The sequence below is a fragment of the Terrabacter sp. Root181 genome (assembly GCF_001428505.1).
In the GTDB taxonomy this organism is placed as follows: domain Bacteria; phylum Actinomycetota; class Actinomycetes; order Actinomycetales; family Dermatophilaceae; genus Terrabacter.
In genome coordinates, this window is the sequence record NZ_LMHU01000001.1 from 1,378,051 (window position 1) to 1,395,529 (window position 17,479).

Consider the following 17,479-nt stretch of genomic DNA (forward strand, 5'->3'; position numbering starts at 1 on the left):
CGCACCGAGAGGACTCCCGTGAGCCGACTGCTCTTCGTCCACGCCCACCCCGACGACGAGACCCTGACGTGCGGCATCGCGATGGCCCACCACGTCGCCCGCGGCGACGAGGTGCACGTGCTGACCTGCACGCTGGGGGAGGAGGGTGAGGTCATCCCACCGGGTCTGGCTCACCTCGAGGGCGACCCGGACGACCGGCTCGGACCCTACCGTCACGGCGAGCTGACGCGGGCACTCGACCGCATCGGGGCCGTGCTGCACGTGCTCGGCGCCGACGAGTCCTCCGGCCGGCTGTCGCTCTACCGCGACTCCGGCATGGCCGGCTCGCCGGCCGCGGCCCGCCCCGAGGCGTTCGCGGCGGCCGACCTCGAGCAGGCCGGTGGCCTCGTCGCCGACGTCGTGCGCGAGCTGCGGCCCGACGTCGTCGTGACCTACGACGAGCACGGCGGCTACGGCCACCCCGACCACGTCCAGACGCACCGCGTCACCCGCAGCGCGCTCGCGCTGCTCGACCTGGTCGACCGGCCAGGGCGCGTCTACGAGATCCTCACGCCGGCCGGCTGGGCCGGCGAGGACCGCGCGTGGCTGGCCGCCGCCGACCCGGCCCTGCTCGACACGGCCACGTGGTGGGCCCGACAGGACCTCGGGCCGGGTGCGCCGGTGCCGCCGCGGCTCGTCGTCCCGGGTCCCGACGACCCCTTCCCGCCGTCGGTCGTCGACGACGACCGCGTCACCCACGCCGTGGTCGACGAGGCCGCGCGCGCCGTCCAGAGCGACGCCCTGCGCGAGCACGCGACCCAGGTCATCGTCGCGAGCGAGGACGTGCACGCCCTCTCCAACCTCGTGGCCGTGCGGACGACCGCGCGCGAGGGATTCCGGCGCGTCGACCCCCTCACGTGGGAGACGGTCGGCGGGCCCGTCGACCCCGGCGAGGCGGGCCTGCTCGTCTGACCGACGCGAGCGCATACGCCCTCCTGGCGGGGTCCCGGGCGACGGCGCGCGGGGGGCCGCAGGCGTCGCGCCGGCAACGATCTCGTCACGGGGCCGACACCTCGCGGTACTTCGCTGAATTCGGACACGGCTGGGGTTACCTTCGTGCCACTCGATGTCCCCTGCCCGGAGAACCATGGCCGACGACTGGTCCGACGACACGCGCCGCGAGCGGCGCTCGACCGTGCTGCGCCTGCTCGTCGCGGCGGTCGTCCTCGGTGGCGGCTATGCGGGCCTCTGCGCGTGGTCCTCGCAGCACGTCCCTGCCTCGGCGTCGGTGGGCGGGATCCGCATCGGCGGGATGACACCCGAGTCCGCGCGAGCGGCCATCGACAAGGCCTCTCGCTCCCTGCTCACGACCCCCATCGCGCTCAGCGTGCCGGGCCGAGCCGATCCGCTGCAGGTCGTGCCGCGCGACGCGGGCCTCACGATCGACGCGGACCGCTCCCTCGTGGGACTCACCGGCTTCACGCTCGACCCGCGGGTCGTGTGGGACAAGCTCACGGGGTCGGTCCGGGCTCCGCTCCTCACGAGCGCGGACGACGAGGCACTCACCGCCTACCTCGACCGGCTCGCGCCCGGAGTGGCCGTCGCCCCCGTGGAGGGGCAGGTGACGTTCCCCGGCGGATCCGTCTCGGTCGACATGCCGGTGCCCGGTCGCAGCCTCGACGTGGTCGCGACGAAGTACGCCCTGCGCCAGGCCTTCCCCGACTCGACGCGGGCCACGGCGTCGGTGCGTCAGACGCCCCCCGCGGTGAGCGCCGACGTGGTCCAGCAGGTCGGCTCGCAGTTCGGCAGCACCGCCATGTCGCGCCCGCTCACACTCGTGTCCGGCGCGACCCGCGTGCTCCTCTCCCCGGCCGAGTACGCCCCGATGGTCTCGGTGGTACCCGACGGGGCGGGCGGCCTGACCCCACGCTTCGACGAGCCCGGCCTCGCCCGCCTCGTCGCCGGCAAGGTGACGGTGACGACCCGGACGGCGAGCAACGCACGCTGGGTCTTCGAGCCCGACAACGGCAAGCCGCGCCTCGTGCCCTCGGTCGACGGGCTGACCGTCGACGAGGACGCCGTCGCCAAGCGGGTCGTCGCGGCCATCTCGGGAGCCGACCGGACGGTCGACGTACGAGCGACGGTCGCCCGGCCGCCCTTCACGACCCAGGACGCCCAGACGGCCGGCGTCACGAGCCTCGTCGTCGACTTCCGCTCGCCCTTCCCGACGAACGACACGACGCGCACCAACAACCTCGTCGTCGCCACGAAGCGCATCAACGGCACCTACGTCCCGCCCGGGGGCACCTTCAGCCTCAACGCGATCCTCGGCGAACGCACCGAGGACAAGGGGTACGCCGACGGCACCGTCATCATCGACGGCCGGCTGACCCGCGGCACCGGAGGCGGCATCAGCCAGGTCTCCACGGTCGTCTACAACATGGCCTACTTCGCCGGTGTCGACTTCCTCGAGTTCAGTCCCCACGCCTTCTTCATCCCGCGCTACCCCGAGGGCCGCGAGGCCACCGTCTACTGGCCGACGATCGACAACAAGTGGAAGAACGACACCCCCTACGGCATCCTCCTGCAGACGTGGGTCGAGGGCGGCTTCGTCCACGGTCGCGTGTGGAGCACGAAGACGTGGGACGTCAGGTCGGTCAAGGGGCCGAGACGAGACGTCGTGCCCCCCAAGACGATTCGCACCGGCAGCCTGAAGTGCTACCCGCAGCAGCCGAATCCCGGCTTCGACGTCACGGTGACCCGGCAGTGGTACCGACCCGGATCGAGCACCCTCGTCAGGAGCGAGCCGGTCAGCACCCACTACGTGCCCGAGGACCACATCATCTGCACGAACCCGGCCGCCACTCCGCCGTGACAGGGGTGAGGCGGCAGTGGGTCGCCGACGCTGGTGGGCGCCGCGAGCGGCTCAGGCCGTCGGGCGGGCGAGGTAGGTGTACTCGTGGTGCACGCCGAAGCCCAGCCCCTCCCAGAACGCGACCCCGTCGGCGTTGTCGGACGAGACCTGCAGGTACATCGCGGGCATGTTGTTCTCGCGGGCGACCATGGCGATCGCCGAGACGACCGTCGTCGCCAGGCCCTGGCGGCGGTGGTCCGGATGCACCCAGAGGCCGAAGACGCCGGCCCACCCCGGGTGGATCGCCATGCGCGCCAAGGCGATGATGCGCCCGCTCTCGGGGTCGGTCACCGAGAGGAAGAGCTGTCCGTCGCTGCCCGTGAGGACCGCCTCGGTGGCGCCCGGCACGATCGTGCGCTGCTCGCCGTAGCTCATGAGCCAGTCGAGCTTGAGCTCCGCGTCGGCCGTGACCGGCGCCGACTCCTCGGTGAGGGGCGGCACGGAGGCGGACAGGCCCGTCATGACAAGCACCCGCTGCCAGTCGTCGCGACCTCCACCGACGGCGTAGCCGCGCTCGAGCAGCGCCGCGGCAGCAGGGATCTCGTCCACCACGAACCCGCGCTCTCCGTGGACCTGGAAGATCGGGGGGCGGTCGCGCTCGGCGTACCACTTCTCGACGTAGTCGATCGCCTTGTCGATCGGCAGGCTGGGGTCGCCCACGACGAGCGCCGAGTTGGCCCGCCCGGTGAAGCCCTCCGAGGCGCGCAGCACCCACTCGCCGACACCCCCGCGGTCGAGGGCCTGCCAGCCCTTGGCCATGACCTTCTCGAGGTCGTCGGCCGAGACGCGCTCGTGCGCCCGACCGGGACGGCTCGCGGGCGGCGGCACGTCCTTGGCGGCGACGACGTCGGCGCGGATCAGCTTCACCCGCTCGGTCTTCGTGTCCACGACGAGGAAGTCGTCGTTGCGGGCGACGAGCTCGCCGACGACGTCGGTGGCGGCGGCCTCGGCGCCCTCGGCGAGCCGGTAGCGCACGACGACCCTGCTGCCGATGGTCAGGCCCGCGGTGAGCCGGTGGCCGGTCGTGTCGGCCGCGGCGGTGGGGGAGAGCGGAGCCACCTCCGGGCCCCTCGCGGTGTCCTCCGAGGACGTCGTCTCCGGGTCGGTCTCATCCGTGGGGCCGTGCGTGGGCTCGCCATTCATGTCCGGCATACTAGGCGGTGCAGCATCCGCTCCCGAACGCTCCACAGCAGGAGGTCCGCTCCCCATGACCTATGTCATCGCCCAGCCTTGCGTCGATCTCAAGGACCGTGCCTGCATCGAGGAGTGTCCGGTCGACTGCATCTACGAGGGCAAGCGGTCGCTCTACATCCACCCCGACGAGTGCGTCGACTGCGGTGCCTGCGAGCCGGTCTGCCCCGTCGAGGCGATCTACTACGAGGACGACGTCCCCGAGCAGTGGGCCGACTACTACAACGCCAACGTCGAGTTCTTCAACGACCTCGGCAGCCCCGGCGGCGCCGCCAAGCTCGGCGTCATCGACAAGGACCACCCGCTCATCGAGGCGCTGCCGCCGCAGGAACACGACGAGTGACCGTGCCCGGCGCGTCCCTCAGGGGGCTCGACCTTCCGGACTTCCCGTGGGACTCGCTCGCGCCGTACAAGGCGCGAGCGGTCGCGCATCCGGAGGGCATCGTCGACCTGTCGGTCGGCACCCCGGTCGACCCCACCCCCGAGGTCGTACGCCGGGCGCTGGCCGAGGCGGCCGACGCCCCGGGCTATCCGCTGACCGTGGGCACCGCCGACCTGCGGGCCGCGATCTGCGAGTGGTTCGAGCGGCGGCGCGGCGTCCCGGGCCTGACCGCCGACGCGGTCCTGCCCACCATCGGCAGCAAGGAGCTCGTCGCCTGGCTGCCCACCCTGCTCGGTCTGGGCGCAGGTGACGTCGTCGGCATCCCGGCCGTCGCCTACCCGACCTACGACATCGGCGCCCGCATCGCCGGTGCGACGAGCGTGGTCGCGCAGTCGCTGACGAGCCTGGGGCCGCTCACCGCGTCCACGACACCGAAGCTCTTGTGGCTCAACAGCCCCGGCAACCCCAACGGACAGGTGCTGGGCGTCCCGCACCTGCGCAAGGTGGTCGCGTGGGCGCGTCAGCACGGCGTCGCGGTGGCCAGCGACGAGTGCTACGCCGAGCTCGACTGGCGCGAGGGTCAGGTCGGCACCGCGACGCCGAGCATCCTGCACCCCGACGTCTGTGGGGGGTCCCACGAGGGACTGCTGGCCGTCTACTCGCTGTCCAAGCAGTCCAACCTCGCCGGCTACCGCGCCGCGTTCGTCGCCGGCGACCCCGCCCTCGTCGGCGCGATCCTCGAGGTGCGCAAGCACGCCGGCATGATCATGCCCACACCCGTCCAGCACGCCATGGCGGTCGCCCTGCGCGACGACACCCACGTGCGGACGACGCGTGCGGCATACGCCCGACGGCGCGAGCAGCTGCTTGCCGCGGTCACCCGGGCGGGCCTGCGTGTCGACCACTCCGAGGCGGGCCTCTACCTCTGGGCCACGCGCGAGGAGGACTGCTGGACAACGGTGTCCGAGCTCGCCGACCGCGGCATCCTCGTCGCGCCGGGTTCGTTCTACGGCGCTGCAGGCGCCCAGCACGTGCGCATCGCGCTCACGGCCACCGACGAACGCGTCGCTGCGGCCTGCTCCCGGCTCTGACGCCGGGGCCGTCACGGCCCCGGTCGGAAGGCGGTTTCGTGCGGTGGTATGGGGTGGACCTGTTTTCTCAGCCGACCCGACGCTGGGGTAACGTCGCTCGCGGATACGTCCGGCGCCGTTGGGCCGGAGTTACAGGAGGCGAGGAACAGTGACGAAGGCAGTGGACGCGACACTCAGGGTCGCAGACAAGGAACTCACGTTCCCGGGCGTCAAGGCCGTGGAAGGCAACGACGGGCTCGGCGTGGGCTCGCTCCTGAAGGAGACCGGCCTCGTCACCTACGACGTCGGCTTCGTCAACACGGCGTCGTGCAAGAGCGCCATCACCTACATCGACGGCGACGCGGGCATCCTGCGCTACCGCGGCTACCCCATCTCCGAGCTGGCCGAGAAGTCCACGTTCGTCGAGGTCGCCTACCTGCTCATCTACGGCGAGCTGCCCACCCCCGAGGAGCTGACGCGCTTCGAGGACTCCATCCGCCGGCACACGATGCTGCACGAGGACCTCCGCGCGTTCTTCAACGGCTTCCCGCGTGACGCGCACCCGATGCCGGTGCTCAGCTCGGCCGTCTCGGCGCTCGGCACGTTCTACCAGGACAGCCTCGACCCCTTCGACCAGGAGCAGGTCGAGATCTCGACCGTCCGTCTCCTCGCCAAGCTGCCGACCATCGCGGCCATGGCGCACAAGAAGAGCGTCGGCCAGCCGTACATGTACCCCGACAACTCGCTGTCGTTCGTCGAGAACTTCCTGCGGATGACGTTCGGCTACCCCGTCGAGCCCTACGAGGTCGACCCGACGGTCGCCAAGGCCCTCGACCTGCTCTTCATCCTGCACGCCGACCACGAGCAGAACTGCTCGACCTCGACGGTGCGCCTCGTCGGATCGGCCCACGCGAACCTCTTCAACTCGGTCTCGGCCGGCATCCACGCCCTGTCCGGCCCGCTCCACGGCGGCGCCAACCAGGCCGTCCTCGAGATGCTCGGCAAGCTCCACCAGTCGGGCGACGACCCGAAGAAGTTCATGGAGAAGGTCAAGAACAAGGAGGACGGTGTCCGCCTCATGGGCTTCGGGCACCGCGTCTACAAGAACTACGACCCGCGCGCGGCGATCATCAAGAAGGCCGCCGACGACATCCTCGAGAAGCTCGGACAGAACGACCCGCTGCTCGAGATCGCCAAGGGCCTCGAGGAGATCGCGCTGGCCGACGACTACTTCGTCGAGCGCAAGCTCTACCCGAACGTCGACTTCTACACCGGCCTCATCTACAAGGCCATGGGCTTCGAGTCGAAGATGTTCACGGTGCTCTTCGCCATCGGCCGCCTGCCGGGCTGGATCGCCCAGTGGCGCGAGATGATGACCGACCCCGAGACGAAGATCGGCCGCCCGCGCCAGATCTACACCGGCGAGGCGGAGCGCAGCTACCCCGCCTGAGCCCCCGCGTCCCGGGCTCCACGTGATCCACCCGATGCCCCCGCCCCCCAAGGGACGGGGGCATCGGCATGATGGGCTGATGGCCAGGTACCTCGTCAACGACGCGGCCGTCGCCCGGTGCCGCGAGCTCATCGACAAGCGGCAGTACGTCCTCGACAGCGACTGGGGGCAGGTGCAGCCGGACGCGGAGGCGCAGAACCGCTACCTCGAGAACCACTCGTGGGACGACTATGCCGCCTGGCACCTGGGGCTCACCGAGGGCGCGAACGACGGGACGAAGGCCCGCTACGCGTTCGTCCACGGCGACCTGCGGCGCGTCCACCGCACGGCGCTCATCGCCTGCGTCTACCGCGCGTCCGAGTGGCGGCACAAGGACGTCGAGCTGGCGGCTCACGACCTGCTGCAGCACCTCGACCGCGTGTCCGGGCTCAGCCCAGGGTGATCGTGACCGTCGTGCCGTCCGTGCCGGCGGACCAGCCCTCGTCGCCGGCTGCCCGGTCCCAGGTGCGCTCGCCGATGCTGACCTTGCTCGCCCCGTAGATCTCGGCCCGCGCGACGGCCCACTGGGCGACGGCCCACGCCGTCGTCCGGTCGCGCGCCGTGACGGTCAGGGCGCCGTCGCCGGGCTGGACCGACGTCACCCCCATCTGCTCGGACAGGTCGCTCGCGACGCGCTGCGGCGTGAGGCTCGTCTTCACCGCGTCGAGGCGGCACGTGAGCCCGGCGGGGGAGTGGCCCGTCAGCGTCGAGGCGAGGACGCGACCTTGCCCCTCGTGGTCGCGGTAGGCCTCCGGGAAGCCGCTCTTCTGGACGCGCTGCGCGATCTTGGTGATGTCGGCCGTCTCGTAGCCCTTGTACTTCTCGAGCGCGTCGTAGAAGGCGTTCGTCGCATGCACGGGGTCGAGGATCTGCTCCTCCGTGCCCCAGCCCTGGCTCGGGCGCTGCTGGAAGAGCCCGAGGGAGTCACGGTCGCCGTAGCGCAGGTTGCGGATCTTCGACTCCTGGAACGCCGTCGTCAGCGCGATCGTGGCCGCGCGCGGCGGCATCTCCCGCTTGATCGACAGCGCCGAGATGAGGGCGGCATTGGCCGTCTGGTCGGGGTCGAAGGTCTCCGTGATGCCCGAGGCCTTGATGGTGCACTGCGGGTTGACGACGCTCTGGATGAGGAAGCGGGCGCCGAACCAGCCTGCGGTCCCGACGACGGCGAGCACGAGCAGGATCGGCACCCAGCGGCGTCGGCGACGCGCACGGGGGCGGTCCCGGGAGTCGGCAAGGGTCGGGCCCGGTCGGTTCTTCGGCATGGGGTCCTCGGGTGGTCCGGCTCTGGTCTGAACCGGTGGCGTCCGGTCTGGGTCAGTCGTTGGCGTGCAGTGCGGCGTTGAGGGTGATCCCCGTGCCGGCGCGGTCGCGGGCCTCCACGGCACCGCTCACGCTGTTGCGGATGAACAGGATGTTGCTCGACCCCGACAGCTCCTTGGCCTTGACCACGGTGCCGTCGGGCAGCGTCACCTTGGTGCCCGCCGTCACGTAGAGCCCGGCCTCGACGACGCAGTCGTCCCCGAGCGCGATGCCGATGCCGCCGTTGGCTCCGACGAGACAACGCTCGCCGATGCTGACGCGTTCCGTCCCGCCACCGGACAGGGTGCCCATGATCGAGGCACCGGCCCCGATGTCGGACCCGTCGCCGACGACGACGCCCTGCACGATGCGGCCCTCGACCATCGAGGTGCCCAGCGTGCCGGCGTTGAAGTTGCAGAAGCCCTCGTGCATGACCGTGGTGCCCGCCGAGAGGTGGGCCCCGAGGCGCACCCGGTCGGCGTCGGCGATGCGCACCCCCTGCGGCACGACGAAGTCGGTCATCCGCGGGAACTTGTCGACGCCGTAGACGGCGACGTGCTGGCCCCGGGCCCGCAGGCGCATCCGGGTCTGCTCGAAGTCGTCGACGGCGCAGGCGCCGGCGCTCGTCCAGACGATGTTGGGCAGGGCCCCGAAGACGCCGTCCAGGTTGATCGTGTTGGGCTCGACGAGGCAGTGCGACAGCAGGTGCAGCCGCAGGTACGCGTCGGGCGCGTCGGCCGGCGGGGCGTCGAAGTCGATCTCGACGAGCCGGACCTCGGTGCGCACGCGTCGCGCCTCGTCCGCGCCGGCGAGGGCGTCGAGACCCTCGGGGACGACGGCGTCGGCCGGGCGCTCACCGAGCAGCGGCTGCGGGAACCACGTGTCGAGCACCTGCCCGTCGTCCGTGGTCGTCGTCAGTCCGTGTCCCCATGCAGTGCGCTCCGACATGGCCGCAAGGATATGGGGCGGGGGCGTGGCCGTGAAACACGGACCCGCACCGCGGACGTCCAGGGTCGGGCGGTCCCGTCACCGTCACGACGTGGTGACCTCCGGATAGCCTTTCCGTATGCCGTCGCCCTCGCCGTCCGCCGACCCGACCACCGCCGCCGCCTCCGGCGCCCCGGCCCTGGACCTCTCCGCCGACGTCACGTCGCTCACGGCCGCGATCTGCGACATCGAGTCGGTCAGCCAGGACGAGGCGGCGCTCGCGGACGCGATCGAGGCGGCGCTGCGCCCCCTCGGGCACCTCGAGGTCGTCCGCGACGGCAACACCGTCGTCGCCCGCACCTCGCTCGGGCGCCCCGAACGCGTCGTGCTGGCCGGGCACATCGACACCGTGCCGCTCACCGCGGTGCCCAACCTGCCGACGCGCCGCGTCGACGGCGAGCTCTGGGGCCGCGGCACGGTCGACATGAAGGGCGGCGTCGGCGTCATGCTGCGCATCGCGGCCCACGTGACCGAGCCGAGCCGCGACCTCACCTTCCTCTTCTACGAGTGCGAGGAGATCGACGGGAAGTACAACGGCCTCGCCCGCCTCGCGGACACCTCTCCCGAGCTGCTCGCCGGTGACTTCGCCGTCCTCCTCGAGCCGACCGACGGCGCCATCGAGGGCGGCTGCAAGGGCACCCTCCGCGCCGAGGTCGTCACGAAGGGCGTCGCCGCGCACTCGGCCCGGCCGTGGAAGGGCCACAACGCCATCCACGACGCCGCCGCCGTGCTCGCGCGCCTGACGGCCTACGAGGCCGAGACCATCACCGTCGACGGGCTCGACTACCACGAGGCGCTCCAGGCCGTCGGCATCAGCGGCGGCATCGCCGGCAACGTCATTCCCGACCGGTGTACCGTCACCGTCAACTACCGCTACGCCCCCGACAAGAACACCGAGGAGGCCTTCGCCCACGTGCGCCAGGTCTTCGACGGCTTCGACGTGACGTTGGGCGACGCGGCCGACGGCGCCCGCCCGGGCCTGCTGCTGCCCGCGGCCAAGGCCTTCATCGACGCACTGGGCGTCGCCGTCAACCCGAAGGAGGGCTGGACCGACGTCGCGCGCTTCTCGGCCCTCGGCATCCCGGCCGTCAACTTCGGGCCCGGCGACCCCAACCTCGCGCACATGGACGACGAGCGCTGCCCGGTCGAGCAATACGTCGACGCCGAGGCCGCCCTGCTGCGCTGGCTCGGCTGACCTCTCCGCATAGGGTGGCGCTGTGACCGACCACCAGCCCGCACCCGTCACCCCGGGGAGCCCGCACGAGGACCGGCGCCAGACCGGTCCGGTGACGCTGCGGCGTCACAAGGTGCCCGTGACGACGACCGACCAGCGCCTGCTCGAGGCACCCCAGCCCAACGAGTGGCTGCACGCCGACCCGTGGCGCGTCATGCGCATCCAGTCCGAGTTCGTCGAGGGCTTCGGCACCCTGTCCGAGCTCGGCCCGGCGGCGGCCGTGTTCGGTTCGGCGCGCACGCGACCCGACGACCCGGCATACGCCGTCGGGGTCGAGGTCGGCCGCCTGCTGGCGGAGGCCGGCTACGCCGTCATCACCGGCGGCGGTCCGGGCGCCATGGAGGCGGCCAACAAGGGCGCCTTCGAGGCCAAGGGGACGTCGGTCGGGCTCGGCATCGAGCTGCCCTTCGAGACGGGACTCAACGAGTACGTCGACCTCGGCATCAACTTCCGCTACTTCTTCGCCCGCAAGGTCATGTTCCTCAAGTACTCCCGCGGCTTCATCGTGCTCCCGGGCGGGTTCGGCACCCTCGACGAGCTCTTCGAGGCAGTCACCCTCGCGCAGACGCAGAAGGTCACCGAGTTCCCGATCGTGCTCATGGGAGCCGCCTACTGGCAGGGCCTCATCGACTGGCTGCGCGACACCGTCCTCGACAACGGCATGATCAGCCCCTCCGACCTCGACCGGCTCATCGTCACCGACGACCCGCACGAGGCGGTCAAGGCGATCCGGACGTACGAGGGGCCGCGCGCGTGAAGTGGTTCATCCTCTTCGTCGGGATCGTCGTGCTGTGCTTCGTCGTCGCGCTCATCCTCGGGCTCGCTGGCGGCGGCCTCGGGCGCAACACCACGAGCCTCAGCCACGAGCCGTTGCCCGACGAGCCGATCCGCGACAGCGACTTCGACGACCTCGTCTTCGACGTGGGCGCCCGGGGCTACCGGATGAGCCAGGTCGACGGGGTCGTCGACCGGCTGCGGCGCGAGCTGCGTGAGAAGGACGAGGAGATCGCGGTGCTGCGCGGGGACGCCCCCGCCGCTGCAGTCGTGCCTGCCGAGCCCGTGCCTGCCGAGCCCGTGCCCGCCGAGCCCGTGCCCGCCGAGCCGGCCGAGTCCGCCGAGTCCGCCGAGCCGGTCGAGTCCGGCGAGCAGTCCGATCCGACGGTCGGCCGCGAACGCACCACATGACCGAGGTGCTCCCGCTGCGTCCGCGCGGCGTCTTCGTCGCCTGGGTGCTCGCGGTCTACGCGATGGCCCGGGTCGTCACGACGACGATCCTGCTGATCGTCATGCAGCACCAGGTGCCGTCCGGCATGACCGGGGGCGACGACGTGCCCGTCTCGTACTTCCCGTTCACCGCTCTCTGGGACGGCCAGTGGTACCAGACGGTCGCGCAGCACGGCTATCCCTCCGAGCTGCCCGTCGGCGTCGGCGGCGCCGTCCAGCAGAACCCCTGGGCGTTCTACCCGCTCTTCCCGCTCATGGCCCGCGCCGGCATGGCCCTGACCGGACTCGACTTCCCGGTGGTGGGCTCCACCATCGCGCTGCTGTGCGGTGCCGGAGCAGCGGTGCTCATGGGCCTGCTGCTGCGCGACCGCATCGGCGCCCCGGCGGCATACCTCGTCGTCGCCCTGTGGGCGAGCTTTCCCGCGTCGGTCACGCTGCAGCTGGCCTACACCGAGTCCCTCGCCATGCTGCTGCTCGTCGGCTACCTCTACGCGCTGGCCAGGGAGCGCTGGCTCGTCGCGACGGCCGTCGCCGTGCTCGTCGGCCTCTCGAGACCGATCGCCGTGCCGCTGGGGCTGGTGACGCTCGTCGTGGTCGTGCTGCGCTGGCGGGCGCGGCGCGAGCGCCCGATCACCCCGGGGACGTATGCCGCCATGCTCGCCTCGCTCGTCGGCTGCGGTGTCGCCGGGCTGCTGTGGCCCGCGATCGCGTGGTGGCGCACCGGCGTGCCCACCGCCTACACCGACACGATGGCCTCGTGGCGCGGCTCGGGCACCGTCGAGCCGTTCACGCCGTGGGTCGGCATGTCGGAGTACGCGTTCGGCGACACGTGGGGCCCGGTGATGCTCGTCGTCATGCCTCTACTCGTCGTCGCGATGGTGGCCGGACCGTGGGCGCGCAACCTCGGCCCCGACCTGCGCACCTGGACGTTGGCCTACCCGGTCTACCTGGCGGCGGTGCTCGACCCCTACACGAGCATCTTCCGCTACCTCATCCCGCTCTTCCCGCTCCTCGTCGTCGTGCTCGGGGCCGGGTGGGCCGACCGGCGCGGCAACACGTGGAGGCGGCTGCTGTGGCGGTTCGTCCCGCTCGTCGTGCTGTTCGTCGTCGGCCAGTACTACTGGACCGACATCCTGTGGCGGTTCATCCCCCCGAGCGACTACCCCCCGTGACCAGACAGCGGTCAGACCCACCTGGATGCATCGACCGGCAGATGATTCGCCGATCAGTGGGGTGATCACCCCATCACCGCGCAGACGAAGGTGTGGATCACGCAGTGGTCCACACCCGCGACCAGGCGTGTCCCGTCGTCCACAGGCTCGTCCGCAGCCTGCCCATCACCTGCCTCGGCGGGCAGGGTGACGGAATGACCCTCACCGACGCCGCAGCAGCCCTCGCCGCGGTGCAGTTCGGAGTCGTGACCCGGCGTCAGCTCCTCGAAGCCGGTGTCTCGCGCGAGACCCTGCGCTGGCGGTTCGGCCGGGACTGGAGGCTCCTGCTGCCCGGCGTCTACGCGCTTCAGACCGGCCTGCCCTCGGAGCGGCAACGGCTCGTCGCTGCGCAGCTCGTCGGCGGCGAGGGAGCGTGGCTCGCAGGATCCACCGCTGCCTCTCTGCACGGGATCGTGGCCGCCCCGATGGCGATGCCGATCCGGGTTCTCGTGCCCGCGCCACGCCGGTCCCGGCGGATCGCATGGGTCGACGTCCGGAGCACGACCCTGCTCGGCGAACGCGTTGTCGAGCGCGGCCCGCTCCGCCTCGGCTGCCTCGCGCGCGCTGTCGTCGACGCAGCGCACGAGACCCCGGATGGGCGCGCGGCACGTGGCCTCGTCATCGAGGCGGTCCAACGCCGACTCGTCCGGCTCGACGACCTGGAGCACTGGGTCGACGCCAGGGGTCGTCGGGGCTCCGTGCGGCTGCGGCGGATTCTCGCCGAGGCAGCCGACGGCGCGTGGTCGGTGCCCGAGAGCGACCTGCTCGCGCTGGTCCGGACCTCGCTGCGCCTGCCCGCGCCGATGGCCAACCCACTCCTCACCGGCCCGGGCGGCGAGACCCTGACCTCGCCCGACCTCTGGTTCGACGACGTCGGCCTGGCCGTCATGGTGCAGTCACGCCGGTTCCACGCCGACGGCCTCGACTGGGAGGCCACCGTGGAGCAGGGCTCCGACCTGTCGACGATGCGCATCGTGGTCGTCGGCGTCACGCCGACTGCACTCGCGCGCGACCCCGAGTCGCAGTTGCGCCGCATCGAGCGGGCTCACGAGGCGGCTGCGCGCAGCGGTGTGCGAGCGCCCGTCACCGCTCGGGTCCGCAGCACCGTGCCCCTCGGGGTCGCGGGCTGAACCAGACACGCGAGATGGTTCGCCCGATCATCCGGCAGCCGGTGGGGTGATCACCACACCGGCTGCAGCACCATCCAGCACATCATCGACCCGGGCACGAGGGGCCAGCCCTCGGGGTGGCGGCCGAGGTCAGGCGCCGGTGTAGGTGGGCTTCTCCTTGGCGAGGAAGGCGTCGACGGCGGCGCGGTGGTCACTGCTGCCACCCGTGAGCGCCATCAGTTCGGCCTCGTGGGCCAGCGCAGCGGGCAGGTCGGCGCCCGCGGAGTAGGCCACGGCGCGCCGGATCGAGCCGTAGGCCAGCGTCGGGCCGTCGGCGAGGGTCCGAGCCAGCTCCGTCACGGCTGCCTCGAGCTCCTCGGCCGGAACGACCTTCGTCACGAGACCCAGCGACAGGGCCTCCGTCGCCGACACGGTGCGGGGCATGAGCAGCAGCTCCTTGGCCCGGGCCGGCCCGACGAGCCGGGGCAAGGTCCACGAGGCGCCCGAGTCACACGAGAGCGCGATGCCCGCGAACGAGGTGTTGAGACCGGCCTGGTCCGACGCGACCCGGAAGTCGCACGCCAGCGCGAAGCTCATCCCCGCGCCGGCGGCCACGCCGTTGAGCGCCGCCACGACCGGCTTGTTCATCGTCGAGAGCGCGATGACGATCGGGTTGTAGTGGTCGGTGACGGTGGTGGCGAGCGTCGAGGTGGGGTCGCCGAGGCTGCGTACGTGCTCCTTGAGATCCTGCCCGACGCAGAAGGCCCGGCCGGTCCCGGTGAGCACGACGCACCGCACGGCGGGGTCGTCGCCGACCTCGCGCAGGGCCGCCACGAGCGCGTCCTTGAGCGCGTTGTCGAGGCTGTTCATGGCGTCGGGACGGTTGAGCCGGAGCCATGCGATCCCGTCGGTGACCTCGACGATCAGGGGTGCGGGGGAGGGGGTGTCGGGCGTCTGCGTCATGGGCGCCACTCTGTCCCAATCCGTCCCGCGGCGGAAGCGCGGCAGGCCCCGCACCGGGCCGACGTGCCCTCTGTCACATCCCCAATTAGGTCTCGCAAACGAGACACGGAATAATGGGGCCAAAGACCGAGGATTCCTAGGGAAGGGGAACCATGGCAGCAATGAAGCCGAGGACCGGCGATGGCCCGCTCGAGGTCGTCAAGGAGGGCCGCGGCATCGTGCTGCGGATGCCCCTTGAGGGCGGCGGGCGTCTCGTCGTCGAGATGACCCCCGACGAGGCTGCGGCTCTGCGTGACGCGATCCAGGGTTGTGACGGCGTCAACTGACCCTTCCGCCTGATCCAGGTTCGACGGCCCCTGACCTCACGGTCGGGGGCCGTTTCGCATGCCCACCGGGGCGTGAGCGCACGTATGCCGTCCGGCCGGCCGGACGGCATACGTGACCTCAGCGCTTGACGGCCACGAGCAGGCCCTCGCCCACGGGCAGCAGCGACACGATGAACTGGTCGTGGTCCCGGATGGTGCGGCCGACCTCGCGCAGGGTGCGGGTCTCGGCGTCACGGTTGGCCGGGTCGGACTCCTTGTCGGTCCAGGTCATGACGAGGGTGCCGCCGTGGCGCAGCAGGCGCGTGGCCTGTGCGAGGTACTCGGGGTACTCCTCCTTGTCGGCGTCGACGACGACGAGGTCGTAGGCGGCGTCGGTCATCCGGGGGAGCACCTCGAGGGCGCGTCCGGCGATGACCCGGGTGCGCTGGTGGGCGAAGCCGGCCGCCGCGAAGGCGTCGCGCGCTGCCCGCTGGTGCTCGGTCTCGAGGTCGATCGTCGTGAGGATGCCGTCGGCGGGCATGCCGCCGAGCAGCCAGAGGCCCGAGGCTCCCGCCCCGGTGCCGATCTCCATGACGGCCTTGGCCCCGGTCGCGGCCGCGAGCATCTGGAGCACGGCGCCGACCCCGTTGCCGACGGCCGGTGCGCCGAGCTCCTCACCGCGGTGGGCGGCTTCCTCGACCTGCTCGCTCGGGGTGACGAACTCCTCGGCGTGCGACCACGCGGCGACCTTCTGGGTGCTCATGTTCGTCACCCTACTGTGACGTGAGGGGCTGATTCGGCACGCCGCCGCCTCGAACAGGGTAAGGATCAGGTCATGGACGAACAGGACAAGCCGACCGCGGAGCACCGGCGTCCGGAGGGTGTCGACGACGCCACGGTCGAGGCGCTCGGCAAGCTCTCGGAGGCGCTCGAGGTCGTCGAGGACGCCCGGGGTCACCTGTACGGCTTCCACCGCCTCACCGGGACGGCCGACCTGGCGCTCGGGGAGGCGGTCGACCTCCTGCGTGAGGCCGGGCACGCCGAGGTCGCCGACCGGCTCCGGACCGAGCTCGTCGGGCGCAACGTCGTGCAGGGCCGGTGGACGTTCCAGATCGTCGAGGAGTACGACGACGGCTACTACGCCACCTTCAAGCGCCTCGAGGCGGCGGCGCGCGACGACCTCGTCGGTGGCCGGCGCCACCTCTTCGAGGCGGAGATGAAGGAGGAGAGGCGTACGCACGGTCGGCCCCATCACGAGGCGGTGCCCGACGACGGCAGCTCCCAGTCCCGATGAGTGCCGCCGCGTCCGGGTCGCGACGCCGCCCACAGCAGAACCACAGGTTCCCGCTGGCGGTCGGACAGGGCAATCCGAGACGATCGACGGGAACGAAACGAGATCTGACGGCGTTCTTGTCGTTGACCCCTCTCCGTGAAAGGCCCAGGCCCCCTGTGAGCACGAGCGTGACGTCCACCTCTCCCACCTCGGTGGAGCAGGCCGACTCGACGTGGACTCCTCCCACGTGGGAGGAGATCGTCGAGCAGCACTCTGCGCGCGTCTACCGCCTGGCCTACCGCCTCACGGGCAACCCGCACGACGCCGAGGACCTGACGCACGACGTCTTCGTCCGCGTCTTCCGGTCGCTGCACTCCTACCAGCCCGGGACCTTCGAGGGCTGGCTGCACCGCATCACGACGAACGTCTTCCTCGACAAGATGCGTCGCAAGCAGCGCATCCGCTTCGACGCCCTGCCCGATGACGCCGCAGGTCGCCTGCCGAGCCTCGAGAAGGGCCCGGAGCAGACCTACCACGACGCCCGGTTCGACGACGACGTGCAGCGTGCCCTCGACGCCCTCGCGCCGGAGTTCCGCGCGGCCGTCGTCCTGTGCGACATCGAGGGCCTCAGCTACGAGGAGATCAGCGCGACGCTCGGCGTGAAGCTCGGCACGGTCCGCTCGCGCATCCACCGTGGCCGCGCCCAGCTGCGCGAGGCCCTCGCGCACCGCGCTCCCGAGGTCGCCGCCGCCGCCCGTCCCGCCAAGCCGGAGTCCCGCGCCGCACGCGCCGGCCTGCGCCTTCCCGGCCGCCGAGTCGCGGCGAGCTCGCGCTGATGGGTCCGGAGGT

19 protein-coding genes are annotated in these 17,479 nt (G+C 71.6%); 14 read left to right on the top strand and 5 right to left on the bottom strand.

Annotated features, from left to right (window positions below; translation table 11 throughout):
• The first annotated feature begins 18 nt into the window (after positions 1-18).
• Positions 19-951: an N-acetyl-1-D-myo-inositol-2-amino-2-deoxy-alpha-D-glucopyranoside deacetylase gene (mshB, locus tag ASD90_RS06460; RefSeq protein ID WP_056753014.1), complete on the top strand. Its 933-nt coding sequence runs from the start codon at positions 19-21 to the stop codon at positions 949-951.
• 175 nt (positions 952-1,126) lie between these two features.
• The gene (locus ASD90_RS06465; RefSeq protein WP_056753017.1) at positions 1,127-2,854 is read left to right on the top strand and encodes a VanW family protein; all 1,728 of its coding nucleotides are present in this window, start codon (positions 1,127-1,129) and stop codon (positions 2,852-2,854) included.
• Positions 2,855-2,905: 51 nt separating this feature from the next.
• On the opposite strand, the gene ASD90_RS06470 is transcribed toward ASD90_RS06465, so the two are convergent.
• Complete coding sequence (locus ASD90_RS06470) at positions 2,906-4,036, bottom strand: GNAT family N-acetyltransferase (protein ID WP_235506403.1); 1,131 nt, start codon at positions 4,034-4,036, stop codon at positions 2,906-2,908.
• Between the two features lie 64 nt (positions 4,037-4,100).
• Here ASD90_RS06470 and fdxA point away from each other — a divergent pair, with 64 nt between their 5' ends.
• From fdxA to ASD90_RS06490, 4 genes are all read left to right on the top strand, one after another.
• A complete protein-coding gene (gene fdxA / locus ASD90_RS06475; protein ID WP_020143133.1) occupies positions 4,101-4,427 on the top strand; it encodes a ferredoxin in 327 nt (108 codons plus the stop codon).
• 2 nt (positions 4,428-4,429) lie between these two features.
• On the top strand, positions 4,430-5,557 hold the full coding sequence (dapC, locus tag ASD90_RS06480; protein ID WP_235506404.1) for a succinyldiaminopimelate transaminase: 1,128 nt from the start codon (positions 4,430-4,432) through the stop codon (positions 5,555-5,557).
• Between the two features lie 148 nt (positions 5,558-5,705).
• Positions 5,706-6,986, top strand: coding sequence for a citrate synthase (locus ASD90_RS06485; protein WP_082588512.1), 1,281 nt, complete (start codon positions 5,706-5,708; stop codon positions 6,984-6,986).
• A gap of 79 nt (positions 6,987-7,065) precedes the next feature.
• The gene (locus ASD90_RS06490) at positions 7,066-7,428 is read left to right on the top strand and encodes a hypothetical protein (RefSeq protein WP_056753029.1); all 363 of its coding nucleotides are present in this window, start codon (positions 7,066-7,068) and stop codon (positions 7,426-7,428) included.
• Here the strand turns inward: ASD90_RS06490 and ASD90_RS06495 are convergent.
• Both ASD90_RS06495 and dapD read right to left on the bottom strand, forming a co-directional pair.
• Positions 7,415-8,287 (bottom strand): hypothetical protein, encoded by an 873-nt coding sequence (locus tag ASD90_RS06495; RefSeq protein WP_235506405.1) that lies wholly within the window; start codon positions 8,285-8,287, stop codon positions 7,415-7,417. The genes ASD90_RS06490 and ASD90_RS06495 overlap by 14 nt on opposite strands.
• Before the next feature lie 52 nt (positions 8,288-8,339).
• A complete protein-coding gene (gene dapD / locus ASD90_RS06500; protein ID WP_056753032.1) occupies positions 8,340-9,272 on the bottom strand; it encodes a 2,3,4,5-tetrahydropyridine-2,6-dicarboxylate N-succinyltransferase in 933 nt (310 codons plus the stop codon).
• A 118-nt stretch (positions 9,273-9,390) separates the two neighbouring features.
• Here dapD and dapE point away from each other — a divergent pair, with 118 nt between their 5' ends.
• The 5 genes from dapE to ASD90_RS06525 all read left to right on the top strand — a co-directional run bounded on the left by dapE (position 9,391) and on the right by ASD90_RS06525 (position 14,110).
• On the top strand, positions 9,391-10,506 hold the full coding sequence (gene dapE, locus ASD90_RS06505; protein WP_056753036.1) for a succinyl-diaminopimelate desuccinylase: 1,116 nt from the start codon (positions 9,391-9,393) through the stop codon (positions 10,504-10,506).
• A gap of 22 nt (positions 10,507-10,528) precedes the next feature.
• On the top strand, positions 10,529-11,302 hold the full coding sequence (locus ASD90_RS06510) for a TIGR00730 family Rossman fold protein (RefSeq protein ID WP_056753039.1): 774 nt from the start codon (positions 10,529-10,531) through the stop codon (positions 11,300-11,302).
• Positions 11,299-11,730, top strand: a complete 432-nt coding sequence (locus tag ASD90_RS06515; protein ID WP_056753042.1) for a hypothetical protein — start codon at positions 11,299-11,301, stop codon at positions 11,728-11,730. Before ASD90_RS06510 ends, ASD90_RS06515 begins: the two co-directional genes overlap by 4 nt.
• A complete protein-coding gene (locus tag ASD90_RS06520; protein WP_056753045.1) occupies positions 11,727-12,941 on the top strand; it encodes a hypothetical protein in 1,215 nt (404 codons plus the stop codon). Before ASD90_RS06515 ends, ASD90_RS06520 begins: the two co-directional genes overlap by 4 nt.
• A 194-nt stretch (positions 12,942-13,135) precedes the next feature.
• Positions 13,136-14,110 carry a hypothetical protein gene (locus tag ASD90_RS06525; protein WP_157623025.1) on the top strand — a complete coding sequence of 325 codons (975 nt, stop codon included), beginning with the start codon at positions 13,136-13,138 and terminating at the stop codon, positions 14,108-14,110.
• Between the two features lie 129 nt (positions 14,111-14,239).
• Here ASD90_RS06525 and ASD90_RS06530 read toward each other — a convergent pair whose 3' ends face one another.
• Positions 14,240-15,052 carry an enoyl-CoA hydratase/isomerase family protein gene (locus ASD90_RS06530; protein WP_056753050.1) on the bottom strand — a complete coding sequence of 271 codons (813 nt, stop codon included), beginning with the start codon at positions 15,050-15,052 and terminating at the stop codon, positions 14,240-14,242.
• 152 nt (positions 15,053-15,204) lie between these two features.
• Between ASD90_RS06530 and ASD90_RS22855 the strand changes: the two genes are divergently transcribed.
• Entirely contained in the window at positions 15,205-15,378 is a 174-nt protein-coding gene (locus ASD90_RS22855; protein WP_013493416.1) for a DUF3117 domain-containing protein, read from the top strand.
• Between the two features lie 118 nt (positions 15,379-15,496).
• Here the strand turns inward: ASD90_RS22855 and ASD90_RS06535 are convergent, their stop codons facing one another.
• Positions 15,497-16,120 carry an O-methyltransferase gene (locus ASD90_RS06535; protein ID WP_056754564.1) on the bottom strand — a complete coding sequence of 208 codons (624 nt, stop codon included), beginning with the start codon at positions 16,118-16,120 and terminating at the stop codon, positions 15,497-15,499.
• Positions 16,121-16,192: 72 nt separating this feature from the next.
• On the opposite strand from ASD90_RS06535, the gene ASD90_RS06540 reads away from it, so the two are divergent.
• Together ASD90_RS06540 and sigE are read left to right on the top strand one after the other, a co-directional pair.
• Complete coding sequence (locus tag ASD90_RS06540) at positions 16,193-16,651, top strand: hypothetical protein (RefSeq protein ID WP_056753052.1); 459 nt, start codon at positions 16,193-16,195, stop codon at positions 16,649-16,651.
• Positions 16,652-16,818: 167 nt separating this feature from the next.
• Positions 16,819-17,466: an RNA polymerase sigma factor SigE gene (gene sigE / locus ASD90_RS06545; RefSeq protein WP_157610743.1), complete on the top strand. Its 648-nt coding sequence runs from the start codon at positions 16,819-16,821 to the stop codon at positions 17,464-17,466.
• Positions 17,467-17,479: the final 13 nt, after the last annotated feature.

Excerpts from the sequence above, each read along its gene's own strand:
- ASD90_RS06465 (WP_056753017.1), top strand. The coding sequence starts at position 1,127 with ATGGCCGACGACTGGTCCGACGACACGCGCCGCGAGCGGCGCTCGACC.
- ASD90_RS06490 (WP_056753029.1), top strand. The coding sequence starts at position 7,066 with ATGGCCAGGTACCTCGTCAACGACGCGGCCGTCGCCCGGTGCCGCGAG.
- ASD90_RS06540 (WP_056753052.1), top strand. The coding sequence starts at position 16,193 with ATGGACGAACAGGACAAGCCGACCGCGGAGCACCGGCGTCCGGAGGGT.
- ASD90_RS06470 (WP_235506403.1), bottom strand. The coding sequence starts at position 4,036 with ATGAATGGCGAGCCCACGCACGGCCCCACGGATGAGACCGACCCGGAG.
- ASD90_RS22855 (WP_013493416.1), top strand. The coding sequence starts at position 15,205 with ATGGCAGCAATGAAGCCGAGGACCGGCGATGGCCCGCTCGAGGTCGTC.
- ASD90_RS06525 (WP_157623025.1), top strand. The coding sequence starts at position 13,136 with ATGACCCTCACCGACGCCGCAGCAGCCCTCGCCGCGGTGCAGTTCGGA.
- ASD90_RS06535 (WP_056754564.1), bottom strand. The coding sequence starts at position 16,120 with ATGAGCACCCAGAAGGTCGCCGCGTGGTCGCACGCCGAGGAGTTCGTC.
- ASD90_RS06520 (WP_056753045.1), top strand. The coding sequence starts at position 11,727 with ATGACCGAGGTGCTCCCGCTGCGTCCGCGCGGCGTCTTCGTCGCCTGG.
- dapE (WP_056753036.1), top strand. The coding sequence starts at position 9,391 with ATGCCGTCGCCCTCGCCGTCCGCCGACCCGACCACCGCCGCCGCCTCC.
- fdxA (WP_020143133.1), top strand. The coding sequence starts at position 4,101 with ATGACCTATGTCATCGCCCAGCCTTGCGTCGATCTCAAGGACCGTGCC.
- dapD (WP_056753032.1), bottom strand. The coding sequence starts at position 9,272 with ATGTCGGAGCGCACTGCATGGGGACACGGACTGACGACGACCACGGAC.
- ASD90_RS06530 (WP_056753050.1), bottom strand. The coding sequence starts at position 15,052 with ATGACGCAGACGCCCGACACCCCCTCCCCCGCACCCCTGATCGTCGAG.
- ASD90_RS06495 (WP_235506405.1), bottom strand. The coding sequence starts at position 8,287 with ATGCCGAAGAACCGACCGGGCCCGACCCTTGCCGACTCCCGGGACCGC.